This window comes from Paenirhodobacter ferrireducens (assembly GCF_004022265.1).
GTDB lineage: Bacteria > Pseudomonadota > Alphaproteobacteria > Rhodobacterales > Rhodobacteraceae > Rhodobacter > Rhodobacter ferrireducens.
This window is the reverse complement of sequence record NZ_SAVB01000033.1, coordinates 21,547-33,950: the sequence shown is the minus strand read 5'-3', so window position 1 is coordinate 33,950 and position 12,404 is coordinate 21,547. Positions and strand designations below refer to the sequence as shown.

General features: G+C 61.6%; 8 protein-coding genes and 3 pseudogenes. 10 read left to right on the top strand and 1 reads right to left on the bottom strand.

Annotated elements, in window-relative coordinates; genetic code table 11:
* The first annotated feature begins 592 nt into the window (after positions 1 to 592).
* The gene (locus EOW65_RS19180) at positions 593 to 1,795 is read left to right on the top strand and encodes an IS256 family transposase (protein ID WP_128152191.1); all 1,203 of its coding nucleotides are present in this window, start codon (positions 593 to 595) and stop codon (positions 1,793 to 1,795) included.
* A gap of 39 nt (positions 1,796 to 1,834) precedes the next feature.
* Here the strand turns inward: EOW65_RS19180 and EOW65_RS19175 are convergent.
* Positions 1,835 to 2,577 (bottom strand): IS5 family transposase gene (locus tag EOW65_RS19175; protein WP_128152190.1). Its coding sequence is split into 2 segments (ribosomal slippage): positions 1,835 to 2,238 and positions 2,238 to 2,577, totalling 744 coding nucleotides; the frame shifts between segments, so codons are not numbered across the junction.
* Between the two features lie 64 nt (positions 2,578 to 2,641).
* Between EOW65_RS19175 and EOW65_RS19170 the strand changes: the two are divergent.
* The 9 genes and pseudogenes from EOW65_RS19170 to rfbA form a co-directional block, all read left to right on the top strand.
* Positions 2,642 to 3,023 (top strand): annotated as a pseudogene (locus tag EOW65_RS19170) (ATP-binding cassette domain-containing protein); the annotation flags it as partial.
* 217 nt (positions 3,024 to 3,240) lie between these two features.
* Entirely contained in the window at positions 3,241 to 4,353 is a 1,113-nt protein-coding gene (locus EOW65_RS19165; protein WP_128152188.1) for a polysaccharide pyruvyl transferase family protein, read from the top strand.
* A gap of 102 nt (positions 4,354 to 4,455) precedes the next feature.
* A complete protein-coding gene (locus EOW65_RS19160) occupies positions 4,456 to 6,048 on the top strand; it encodes a lipopolysaccharide biosynthesis protein (RefSeq protein WP_128152186.1) in 1,593 nt (530 codons plus the stop codon).
* On the top strand, positions 6,045 to 7,130 hold the full coding sequence (locus tag EOW65_RS19155; RefSeq protein ID WP_128152184.1) for an NAD-dependent epimerase/dehydratase family protein: 1,086 nt from the start codon (positions 6,045 to 6,047) through the stop codon (positions 7,128 to 7,130). The genes EOW65_RS19160 and EOW65_RS19155 overlap by 4 nt, the downstream gene beginning before the upstream one ends.
* Positions 7,127 to 8,860, top strand: a complete 1,734-nt coding sequence (locus EOW65_RS19150) for a thiamine pyrophosphate-binding protein (RefSeq protein ID WP_128152182.1) — start codon at positions 7,127 to 7,129, stop codon at positions 8,858 to 8,860. Before EOW65_RS19155 ends, EOW65_RS19150 begins: the two co-directional genes overlap by 4 nt.
* Before the next feature lie 129 nt (positions 8,861 to 8,989).
* On the top strand, positions 8,990 to 9,655 hold the full coding sequence (gene rfbC, locus EOW65_RS19145) for a dTDP-4-dehydrorhamnose 3,5-epimerase (protein ID WP_240664799.1): 666 nt from the start codon (positions 8,990 to 8,992) through the stop codon (positions 9,653 to 9,655).
* On the top strand, positions 9,579 to 10,625 hold the full coding sequence (gene rfbB, locus EOW65_RS19140; protein WP_128152180.1) for a dTDP-glucose 4,6-dehydratase: 1,047 nt from the start codon (positions 9,579 to 9,581) through the stop codon (positions 10,623 to 10,625). The genes rfbC and rfbB overlap by 77 nt, the downstream gene beginning before the upstream one ends.
* A gap of 5 nt (positions 10,626 to 10,630) precedes the next feature.
* Positions 10,631 to 11,474: pseudogene (gene rfbD, locus EOW65_RS19135) on the top strand (dTDP-4-dehydrorhamnose reductase).
* A pseudogene (gene rfbA, locus EOW65_RS19130) lies at positions 11,471 to 12,340 on the top strand (glucose-1-phosphate thymidylyltransferase RfbA); the annotation flags it as partial. The pseudogenes rfbD and rfbA, both read left to right, overlap by 4 nt.
* Positions 12,341 to 12,404: the final 64 nt, after the last annotated feature.

The window sequence follows — 12,404 nt, the reverse complement described above, 5'->3', positions numbered from 1 at the left end:
CGCTCGGACCAATGGCGCGACATGGCTCATTCATGAACCGCTGCTCGGCCCTGGGACGGGCCGAGATCGAGGCCGTGACATGAGACAGACGGGATAAGGCCCAGATCGGCCCGTCGTCCGATTAGCGCAACAAGGTCGTTGTGTGATCGCCTGCGTCGCTTTCGGGCTGCGAACTGGCCCGATCAAGACCTTCCCCTGACATGCAACGCAACATGCAAGGGGTCGCGAAAATACAAAATTATCCAGTGAAATCAATGTCAAGTGGCGGAGACGAAGTGCGCCACATTGCCCACACTTCATAAATTTTAACAATAAAATCAACATGATAAAAATAGTCGCGCAGCAAATTGTGTAGCAATTTGTGTAGCATTGAAAAACCTCTTGCGGTGAGTAATTGTATGTAGCCATCCGGCGTAGGTCATGTTGACAAATGGCGGATCCAGAGACGGATCGACGTGATGTCAATGAAGCCGAGGAAGCTTTCCGCCTTTTTTCGGGTGACGTCCTGTTTGGTGGTGTAGGTGTCGGTGGCCATCGGGTTTCTCGGTAGGGTCGGGTTGCGACAACCAACCTGAACCGAGGGATAGACCCGATGACCAAACCTATGATGGACCTCCGAGCGCTGGTGGAGAAGAGCGGAGATGCCGACCTGCTGCGTGAGATGATCGGCTTCGCCGCCGAACGTCTGATGGAGCTGGAGGTTGGCGCCAAGACCGGCGCCGACTACGGCGAGAAGAACCCCGAGCGGCTGGCACAGCGCAACGGTTATTGTGATCGCGATTGGCAGACCCGGGCCGGCAGTGTCGAGCTGCGCATCCCGCGCCTGCGCACGGGCACCTATTTCCCGTCCTTTCTCGAGCCCCGGCGCTCGGTGGAGAAGGCGCTGACGGCTGTCATCCAGGAGGCCTATGTCCATGGCGTGTCGACACGGTCGATGGATGATCTCGTGCAGGCCATGGGCGGCACCGGCATCTCCAAGAGCCAGGTCAGCCGGCTCTGCGAGGAAATCGATGAGCGGGTCGATGCCTTTCTCACCCGCCCGATCGAGGGCGAATGGCCCTATCTCTGGATTGACGCGACCTATCTCAAGGTGCGTCAGGGGGGACGGATCGTCTCCGTCGCCGTGACGATCGCGGTGGGCGTGAACACTGATGGCCGGCGCGAAGTGCTGGGCATGGCGATCGGGGCTTCCGAGGCGGAGCCGTTCTGGACCGAGTTTCTGCGCGACCTTGTCCGCCGCGGCCTCTCCGGCGTGAAGCTGGTGATCAGCGATGCGCATGAGGGCATCAAAGCGGCCACGGCGCGGGTGCTGTCGACCACCTGGCAGCGCTGCCGGGTGCATTTCCAGCGCAACGCCCTGGCCCATGCCGGCAAGAGCAGCCGCAGGGTGGTCTCGGCCTTTATCGCCACGGCCTTTGCCCAGCCCGACCACGCCACGGCCAAGACCCAGTGGCGGTTGGTGGCGGATCAGATGCGTCCCAAGCTGCCGAAATTGGCCACGCTCATGGACACGGCCGAGGAGGACGTCCTGGCCTACATGACCTTCCCCGCCCAGCACCGCGCGAAGTTGCACAGCACGAATCCGATCGAGCGTCTGAACGGCGAGATCAAGCGACGCACGGACGTCGTCGGGATCTTCCCCAACGAGGCCTCGATCCGGAGATTGGTCGGCGCGATCCTGATGGAGCGGACCGAGGAATGGACGGTCCAGAGAGGCCGTTATCTGACACTGGAAACGCTCGCGCCGGTCTGCGATGATGTCATGGTCAGCCTGCCTGCCGCGCAGCGCGACTGACCTGCTCGGCCCGCATCAGAGCGCGAGGCCCGCCGCCAGCTACACCATCAGCTGGGACATCATCGTCTTGTCGTAGCGGGTCGCGACACGCCTGGCGTTCTTGAGCTTGTTGAAGCAGCGTTCGACCAGATTACGCAGGCGATACAGCGAGCGATCGACACCAATCCGCTTCTTGCGGGACTTGCGCATCGGTATCACGGGCAGGACGTTGCGCGCTTCCATGCCTTCTCTGATCTTGTCTGCATCGTAGCCGCGATCCGCGGGCAGCACGCTCGGGCGGGGCAGATTATCCGCCATCACCAGATCGAAGCCGAGATAGTCCGACGTCTGGCCAGGTGTGATCTCTGTCCTCATGGGAAGCCCGTGTGCGTTGACGAGAAGGTGGATCTTGGTCGTAAAGCCACCTCGAGAACGGCCGAAACCCTGTCGTGGAGTCCCCCTTTAGCGCCCGCTGCCTGATGGTGGGCGCAGATCACGGTGCTGTCGATCATTTGCAGGGCGCTTGGCACGGCTCCGCTCTGGTTCAGGGCATCCATGATGTCCTCCCAGAGGCCCGCCAGTGTCCAGCGTCGGAACTGTCGGTAAACGCTTGACCATTTGCCGAACTCGCCAGGTAGGTCCCGCCATGGCGCTCCGGTTCGGGCAATCCAGAAAATCCCATCAAGGACGAGGCGGTGGTTGGTGGCTTTGCGTCCGTTCGGGGCGCGGACGGCGAGGATGAAGCGCTCAAAGAACGCCCATTCCCCGTCCGACATAAGGTCTCGTGCCAAGCGGGTCTCCATCGCAGATGCCAGCTTGAATCATGCCCTGCCCCCGAGGGGAATCCCTTTTGTCAACACGACCTAGATCGCACAGCGCGTCAATCACCTGCTCGATCTGATCCAGTTGCCCCATATCGAGACGCGCGACCCTTCGCAGCTTTCGGGCGGGCAACGGCAGCGGGTGGTGTTGGCGCGCGCTGGCGATCGAACCCCGGAGACTCTTGCTCGACGAGCCCTTCGGAGCGCTCGACGCCAAGGCGCGCCGTGAGCCGCGCCAGGGGCTGCGCGACATTCACGACGAGACCGGCCTGACCACGGCTTTCGTCCCCCACGACCAGGAAAAGGCGATGGAGCTGGCCGATCTGGTGGTGGTGATATCGATGGGCCGGATCGAACAGATCGACCGCCCGCAAGACATCCGAAGCCGTCCCGCAAGCGATTTTGTGCGCAATTTTATCTTGGCGTGAGCAGAGCAAGAGCAGGGAGATTCCAGCTTCGGGGCGTCCAAGGTTGGTTGGCAGGGCAGTGGGAAGGCAGTTCATCCCCTTAGCGCGCTTCTTCGAAAACTGGGGCAAGGCCGTCGTGCGTTCGTTCGATTGTGCGTGCTAGACTGCGGTGAACTATTTTGGGGTGATTCGGCAGGTGGGGGCGTGAGGGTAGGCACCCGCCAGAAAGGAAAATTGCATGGTTCAATCGGGACCACGGGGCCGGGTGGGTATTCTGACCTTGCAGTTGAGCACCAACTACGGTGGCATCCTGCAGATGCTGGCACTGCATGACGCTATCAAACAGCAGGGTGGTGAGCCGGTGCTGCTCGACAAGCATGCACGACACGAAACTTTGAAGACGCGAATCTCGCCCGTGCTGGCACGGATCCCGCTGCAGGACCTACGCGGCATTCGCAGCAAGGCCATGGCCGCAAGCGAGCATCGGCGATTTTTCGAAAGCCGTGTCGCGCAGATTTCCAGACCGGTGCGCAGCGGCCGAGACATCGAGGCCGAAATTGCGCGCCTTGGTCTTTCGACGGTTGTCGTCGGAAGCGATCAGGTTTGGCGCATGGACTATCAGAAGGATGGGAGCGAACTGAATTACTTCCTCAATTTCGGGGGGGATGCGTTGCGACGCGTGGCCTATGCAGCCTCTTTTGGGCATGGCCACTGGGCCTTTCCTGCGCGCAGCGAGGAGATCAGGGCCTGCCTGTCCCGCTTCGACGCGATTTCGGTGCGCGAGCAGAGCGGCCAGACGATCTGTTCCGAGGTGTTCGGGCGTGAGGATACCCGCTTCGTTCTTGATCCGACCTTGCTGCATGAGGCCGAGTATTATCGCGACATGATGGGGGCCGGGCCGAAGCAGGGTCCTTGCGTGCTGGTCTATGTGCTAGACCGCCAGAAAGAGGCCCGCGATCTGGCCGCGAAAATTGCAGCGCAGCGTGGCAATCTGCCGGTGCGCGTTCTCTCGCCCTCGGCACGCGCATTCACCAACATTCCAGACTGGCTGTCCGCGTTCGAAAATGCCGAGTTCGTGGTGACCGACTCCTACCACGGCACGATCTTCTCTATCATCTTCCAAAGACCGTTCCTGACGCTTCTGAACAGCCAGCGCGGGTTGGACCGGTTCACCTCGCTGTTCGATAGCTTGGGGCTGTCAGGCCACGGCCTGACCGACTGGGACGGAACGTTTCCGCCTGTCGCCTCGCAAAACCCGGATTACGAGGTTATATCCGCGAAGATTTCTCGACTCAGAACCACGTCCTGCGCCTTCCTTGGCAATGCGCTTGCGGCCGCGGAAAAGAAATAGTGAGGTGTTGCGGCAGTATTGTCCGGCCGCGATGATAGGTTCGGGCGGGCTTGCGCGGCCCGTGTCTCGGGTCATGAAAAGGAAAGATGCGGCGCTTCTGCAGTGCGCGGCGACGGAATCATTTACAAGATCGAGATAGAATTGGCGCAAAAACAGACATCTCGGCTGGCAAAGAACACCGTGGCGCTCTTTGGGCGTCAGATTTTCATCATCTTCATCAATCTCTACACGATCCGGGTGATCCTGAAGAATCTCGGGGTAGAAAATTTCGCCCTCTACAATGTGATCCTGAACGTGGTGATGATCGGGTCCTTCCTAACGATCTCGCTCAACACGATGGTGCAGCGGTTCTTTGCTTTCGCGATGGGCAACGATTCCCGGTTTTCGCTCAAGCAGGTCCACGATGCCGGGCTCGTGCTGACCCTGCTCGCGGCGGTCCTGTCGATCGTCGGCTTCGAGACCATAGGGCTGTGGTTCGTCGGCCATGAGCTGGTGATCGCGCCCGAGCGTTTCGCCGCCGCGCAGATCCTCTATCAGCTGCTTGGGCTTGCCTTCGTCTTCAGCCTGTTCTCGACCTTCCATTCGTCGGTGATCATGGCCCATGAGGACATGCATGCCTTCGCGATGATTTCGGTTCTCGATGCGATCCTGCGCCTTGCGGCGGCGGTGACGCTGACGGTTTTCGCCACCGATCACCTTGTGCTTTACGGAGCGCTCTTTGCGGCGGTGGCGCTGATCCTGGCGCTGAACTTTTTTTTCTACAGCCAGCGGCACTATGAAGAATGCCGCTGGCGGCGGATTTCGCTCGAAATCCCGCTCCTGCGCGAGATGCTGGGGTTCAGCGGCTGGACGATCTTCGGCCAGATCACCACGGTCAGCCGCAATCAGGCGGTCACCATCCTCGTCAATCAGGCCTTCAATCCGGCGACGGTGGCGGCACGGGCGATTTCCTCTTCGGTCGGCTCGCAAATCCTGACTTTTTCACGGAATTTCTCGCTGGCGCTTCAGCCGCCGATCATCAAGGCCCATGCTGCGGGCGAGCATGAGCAAACCGCTGAGTTGATCCATTTCGGCTCCAAGGTCACATTCTTTCTAGTTTGGGTCGCGACGCTTCCCGTCATCGCCACGGCGCCGGGGATCCTGCATCTGTGGTTGGGTGATCCCCCCGCCGAGACCGTGCTGTTCACCCAGCTCGCGCTGATCGAAAACGCCATCGTGGCGATCAGCCTGCCCTTGATGACGGCGGTGCGGGCGACCGGGCATGTGCGGCTTTACGAGCTGGTCCTGGGCATCTTGCAGGCTTTCGTTCTGATCTTCTCCTGGATCGCGATCAGGTTTGGCGCCGAGGCCTATGTCGTCTATGTCATCGCCATCGTGATCAATCTGCTGATGTTCGCGGCCCGGCTCTGGATCACCCGGCTTCTGGTGGGCCTGCCGCTCGCCCCCTACGCCCGTTCGGTGCTGGTTCCGGTTTTCCTTGTGATCACCGTTTCCAGCGGGGCAGTTTTTGGCCTGCTGCAATTTGTGCCGCAAGCGGCCCGCCTGATGCCCGGTGTGGTTTCTTTGGGGGCTGTTGCGCTGGTATTTGCCCTTCCGGTAATCGTGATCGGGATGTTTGGCTTGTCGGCGCGCGAAAGAGCGTTCATCCTTTCAGCGATCAGGCGGAAGTTGTCGAAGTCCCAAGGAAAACCATGAAGATTTTGGCATTAGGCGCGACCGGGGCGATAGGTGGCCAGTTGGCTCGGGAACTCGTGCAGGCAGGGCACGAATTGGTCGTTACCAGTCGCAGCGCGCGACCGGCATCTGCGGGGCTGCGCTATGTGGAGGGTAACGCCCGTGACGGCGAATTCTTGAAGGGGATCTTGCGCGAGCATTGGGATGTCGTCGTCGATTTCATGGTCCACGACACTGCGACCTTTCGCGCGCACAGGGACATGTTCTTGGATGCGACGGGACAGTATGTCTACCTGAGTTCGGGGCGTGTCTTCGCTCAATCGGATGTGCCGCTGACCGAGCGTTCGGCCAGGTTGCTTGATCTTTCGACGGATGCGGCCTTTCTCGCCACCGACGAATATGCGCTTGCCAAGGCACGTCAGGAAGATCTGTTGCGCGCCTCGGGGCGGACGAACTGGACGATCGTGCGCCCATATATCACGTTCGGGGATGCCCGATTCCAGCTTGGAACGCTTGAAAAGGAAACGTGGCTCTACCGAGCGCTGAAGGGGCGCAGCATCGTGTTCTGCGGACCAATGCTGAAGAAATGGACCACGCTGACCGACGGGGCCGATGTGGCACGCATGATCGCGGCGCTTGTTGGAAATTCGGCGGCCCTGGGCGAGGATTTCAACCTGACGGCACGGCAAGCGATGACTTGGGGAGAGGTGCTGGAGCTTTACCTCGACGAGTTGGAGGCGCATCTCGGGCATCGCCCGTGGGTGTTTTTGCAAGATGTCGAGAGCTTTTGCCAAGCCGCCAACTCGGTTCCGCAGGTGCGTTACGATCGCATGTATGATCGCCGCTTCGATCCTTCGAAAGTCGGTGCTCTTGTCGATCTGGACAAGGTTCGCGATCCCCGTTTGGCGCTAGCGGCGCAGTTTCGCGCGCAGCTTTCAGGGGGAGGTTTCCTTGCCCTGAATTCGCGCGGCGAGGCGCTGCGCGATCGTGCCGCGCGCGAACATGCAGCCCTGAGCGAATTCCAGGGATTGAAGAGGAAAATCAGTTATCTAGCCTACCGGAACATCCCGCTCGGGTTGATCGAGAAATTGAGGCCGTCGTGACGCATTACACCGATGAAAAACAAGCTCAGATAGTGATCGCGCTGCTCAAGGCGTATGGTATCCATAGGGTTGTCGCTTCGCCGGGGGCCACGAACATCACTTTCGTCGGTTCCATCCAAACCGATCCGTTCTTCACCGTCTATTCGGCGGTGGATGAGCGATCGGCGGCCTATATGGCCTGCGGGTTGGCTGAAGAAAGCGGCGAGCCGGTGGTGATCAGCTGCACCGGCGCCACGGCGTCGCGCAATTACCTGCCCGGGCTGACCGAGGCTTTCTATCGCAAGCTTCCGGTGCTTGCCGTCACCTCGACGCAACCTCAGGCCCGGATCGGCCATCACATCGCTCAGGTGATCGACCGCAGCTCTCCGCCCAACGACGTGGTCAAGCTCAGCGTCGATCTGCCCATCGTGCATGATGCCGAAGAGGTCTGGGAATGCGAGATGAAGGTCAATCGCGCGATCCTTGAACTGAAACGCCATGGCGGCGGGCCCGTGCATATCAACCTGCCCACGACCTACAGCCGCGATTTCTCGGTCAAGGAGTTGCCCAGCTATCGCAAGGTCGATCGCTGGGTGTGGGGCGATACCCTGCCCGAGCTCAAGGGGCGGGTGGGCATCTTCATCGGCGCACACCGGACCTTCGGCGCAGCAGAGACCGCCGCGATCGAACGCTTCTGCGAGGTTCATGACGCGGTGGTCTTATGCGATCATACCAGCGGCTATCACGGCAAATACCGGGTTCAGTCGGCATTGATCGGTGGGCAGGAGCGGGCCAATCAATCCGCGATCCGGCCCGACGTGCTGATCCACCTCGGCGAGGTTTCGGGCGATTACGAAAGTCACAAGATCCCGCGCAAGACGGTCTGGCGGGTCAGCCCGGACGGCGAGATCCGCGACACATTCCGCAAGCTGCGCCATGTCTTCGAGATGCCCGAGCGGCAATTCTTCGAGCATTACACGCAAGGCAAGGCGGGGGAGACCAAATATTACGAGACCTGCAGGGCGATGCTGGCGCAAAAGCGTGCGTTGGTGCCCGATCTGCCCTTCTCGAATCTCTGGATCGCGTCGCAATTCGCTACGCAGGTTCCCAAGGGCTCGGTCGTGCATTTCGCGATCCTGAACAGCCTGCGGGCATGGAATTTCTTCGACCTGCCCGAGGGGGTCCGCGCGGCCTCGAATACCGGGGGCTTCGGCATCGACGGTTGCATGTCTTCGCTGGTGGGGGCCGCGCTGGCCGATCCCGACCGGCTCTATTTCCTGGTGACGGGCGATCTGGCGTTCTTTTACGATATGAACGTGCTGGGTAATCGCCATCTGGGCAAGAATGTGCGGATCTTGCTGGTCAACAACGGCAAGGGCACCGAATTCACCCAGCACAACCACCCCGGTTCTCAGTTCGGCGCGGATGCGAATGCCTTTATTGCGGCGGATGGGCATTTCGGCCGGATGTCGCCCGATCTGGTGAAAGGCTATGCCGAGGCGCTGGGGCTCGATTATCTCGCCTTCCGCGGCAAGCAGGAAAGCGCACAGATCGCAGCGCGCCTGCTTTCGCCCGAACCGGCCGCCCGCCCGCTTCTGGTCGAGGCCTTCGTGGACGCGGAGGATGAAAGCAACGCGCTGAAGACGATCAAAAATCTTGAGTCGAACCTGTCCGGGGATGCCAAGCACAAGTTGAAGACCCTGCTCGGACCGACGAAGGTGCGGGCCATCAAGCGCGTGCTGGGCAAATGAGCGTCACGCCTGCTTGGGCGAGGAACAGGTGCAGAATACGGTTGCCGCGCCGGTCGACCTGCAGAGCATCGGGCATGGTGCAGGGGGCGAGATCGAAATGCGCGCCATATCGTGCCGGTGCGAAGATACATGAAGACTGACGAAATGAACGACACCATTTTTATTGAACCGACTGAAATCGAAGCTGTTCTCCGGATCCAGCCGCGCCGGTTCGGAGATGAGCGCGGGTTCTTCTCGGAAAGTTGGAACCGGCGTGCATTGGAACAGGCTGGGGTATTTCTGCCGGAATTCGTGCAAGACAACCATTCGCTTTCGCGCGTCGTGGGCACCGTGCGGGGCCTGCACTTCCAATCGCCCCCCCATGCGCAGGCCAAACTGGTGCGCTGCGGGCGGGGCAGGCTTTTCGACGTGGCCGTCGATATCCGCAAGGGCAGCCCCAGTTACGGCAAATGGGTGGGCGAGGAACTGAGCTTCGAGAACTGCAAGCAGCTGTTCATTCCGGCAGGCTTCCTGCACGGTTTCGTCACGTTTGAGCCCGATACCGAGATTGTCTACAAATGCTCGGACTACTATGCGCCGGACTGCGATGGCGCGGTGCGCTGGGATAGTTGCGGCATCGTCTGGCCCGAGACCGGCGCTGCGCCGATCCTGTCGGGCAAGGACAGCGCCGCCCCGGCTCTGGCCGATTTCGACAGCCCTTTCTCCTACGAGGCCTGGGATGAAGATACTCGTCACGGGCGGAGCGGGTTTCATCGGCTCGGCGGTGGTGCGCCTTGCCATGTCGCGCGGCCATGAGGTGGTGAACGTCGATGCGCTCACCTATGCCGGTTCGCTAAGCAACGTCGCCTCGGTCTCCGATCGGCCGGGCTACGCCTTCGAGCAGGTCGACATCCGCGACCGCGCCGCGCTCGATCGCGTTTTCGCCGCGCATCGTCCCGATGCGGTGATGCACCTTGCCGCCGAAAGCCATGTCGACCGCTCGATCGACGGACCCGGCGATTTCATCGAGACCAATATCACCGGCACCTATAACATGCTCGAGGCCGCCCGCGCCTATTGGCAGCGCGAGGGCAAGCCCGAGCACTTCCGCTTTCACCACATCTCGACCGGCGAGGTTTTCGGCTCGCTGCCGAACGACCCGACGATCAAGTTCACCGAAGATACCCCCTACGACCCGCGCAGCCCCTATTCCGCCTCGAAGGCGAGCTCCGACCACCTCGTGCGCGCCTGGCACGAGACCTATGGCCTGCCGGTGGTGCTGACCAATTGCTCCAACAATTGCGGCCCCTATCCCTTCCCGGAAAAACTGATCCCGGTGGTGATCCTGAACGCGCTCGGGGGCAAGCCGCTGCCGATCTACGGCAAGGGCGACAACATCCGCGATTGGCTCTTCGTCGAAGATCACGCCGATGCACTTTTGCCGGTGGTGGCCAAGGGCGAGCTGGGCCGCAGCTACAACATCGGCGGCGAGAACGAGCGCACCAACCTCGAATTGGTGCGCTCGCTTTGCACCATTCTCTACGAGAAGTGCCCCAAGGCATCGAGCTCCTACGCCGATCAGATCACCTTCGTCACCGACCGCCCCAGCCATGATGCGCGCTATGCCATCGCCCCCACGCGGATTCGCACCGAACTCGGCTGGCGGCCTAGCGTGACGGTGGAAGAGGGCCTCGCGCGCACCGTCGAGTGGCATCTGCCCCACAAAGACTGGTGGCACCCGCTTCTTGAGAGCAAGGGCGTGGGTGTGCGGCTGGGCAAGGGCTGAGTGCGATGACGACGTTGATCTTTGGTTCGACCGGGCAGGTTGCTACCGAATTGCGCGCCCTTGCGCCGCAGGCCGGTTTTCTTTCGCGCGCCGAAGCCGATCTCGTCGATCCGGCGGCTTGCGCCGAGGCGATCCGCCGGATCGCGCCCTCGGCGGTGATCAACGCGGCGGCCTACACGGCGGTGGACAAGGCCGAAAGCGAAGAAGACCTCGCCACCGCGATCAATGGCACCTCGCCTTCGGCCATGGCCGAGGCCTGCGCCGCGCTCGGCGTGCCTTTCGTGCAGATATCCACCGATTACGTCTTTGCCGGCGACGGCACCGCGCCGTGGAAGCCCTCAGATCCGACCGGCCCGCTCGGCGCCTATGGCCGCTCGAAACTGGCGGGCGAAGAGGGCGTGCGCGCGGCGAGCGGCTCGCACGCGATCTTGCGCACCAGCTGGGTGTTCTCGGCGCATGGGACAAATTTCGTGAAAACCATGCTGCGCCTTGGCGCCACGCGCAACAAGCTCACCGTGGTGGCCGACCAGATCAGCGGCCCCACCACGGCACGCGCCATCGCCGCGGCCTGCCTGCGCATCGCCGAAGTGCTCGGCACGCAGCCCGAGCTGGGCGGCACCTATCACTTTTCGGGCGCGCCCGATGCAAGCTGGGTCGATTTCGCCCGCGAGATCATGGCGCAAGCAGGTCTTGCCTGCGCCATCGAAGACATCCCGACCTCGGCTTATCCCATGCCGGCCCGCCAACTCGCGGATGGACTGCACTGGCCTCGCCGGTTTCGGGCTTTCCCGCCCCGACTGGCGCGCGGAGCTGAGCGCAGTCCTGCAACAACTCGGAGCAGCCAAATGAGCAATCGCAAAGGTATCATCCTCACCGGCGGGTCGGGCACGCGGCTTTACCCGATCACCATGGGCGTGTCGAAGCAACTGCTGCCGATCTACGATAAGCCGATGATCTACTATCCGATTTCGGTGCTGATGTTTGCCGGCATCCGCGAGATCGCCATGATCACCACGCCGCAAGATCAGGAGCAGTTCATCCGCATCCTCGGCGATGGCAGCCAATGGGGCATTTCGCTCAGCTATATCACCCAACCCTCGCCCGACGGGCTGGCGCAGGCCTATCTTCTGGCCAAGGATTTCCTTGCCGGCGCGGCCTCGGCCATGGTGCTGGGCGACAACATCTTCTTCGGGCATGGCCTGCCTGAGCTCCTGCGCGCCGCCGATGCGCAGCCCGAGGGCGGCACCGTCTTCGGCTATCACGTCGCCGACCCAGAGCGCTATGGCGTGGTCGATTTCGACGCCGAGGGCAAGGCGATCGCGATCATAGAAAAGCCGCCGGTGCCGCCGTCGAACTACGCGGTGACCGGGCTCTACTTTCTTGACAACACCGCCTCGGCGCGGGCTAAAGAGGTCAAGCCTTCCGCCCGTGGCGAACTCGAGATCACCACGCTGCTCGAGACCTATCTGCACGAGGGCAAGCTTTCGGTGCAACAGATGGGCCGCGGCTATGCTTGGCTCGATACCGGCACCCACGGCAGCCTGCTTGATGCGGGCAACTTCGTGCGCACCTTGCAGCTGCGCCAGGGCCTGCAGACGGGCTGTCTCGATGAAATCGCCTATCGTTCGGGCTGGATCGATGGCGAGGCTCTGGCCGCTCGGGCCAAGACTTTCGCCAAAAACGAGTATGGCCAGTATCTGCAGGGATTTTTGAAGAGCCGGTGGTCGGGCGGGGTGGCCAGCATAAGGCGACAAAGCTGGCGCAAGGTCCGGAATGCCA

What these genes read in the sequence shown, in the direction of transcription:
- rfbB (WP_128152180.1), top strand. Translation starts at nt 9,579, where the DNA reads ATGAAGATACTCGTCACGGGCGGAGCGGGTTTCATCGGCTCGGCGGTG.
- EOW65_RS19180 (WP_128152191.1), top strand. Translation starts at nt 593, where the DNA reads ATGACCAAACCTATGATGGACCTCCGAGCGCTGGTGGAGAAGAGCGGA.
- EOW65_RS19165 (WP_128152188.1), top strand. Translation starts at nt 3,241, where the DNA reads ATGGTTCAATCGGGACCACGGGGCCGGGTGGGTATTCTGACCTTGCAG.
- EOW65_RS19155 (WP_128152184.1), top strand. Translation starts at nt 6,045, where the DNA reads ATGAAGATTTTGGCATTAGGCGCGACCGGGGCGATAGGTGGCCAGTTG.
- rfbC (WP_240664799.1), top strand. Translation starts at nt 8,990, where the DNA reads ATGAAGACTGACGAAATGAACGACACCATTTTTATTGAACCGACTGAA.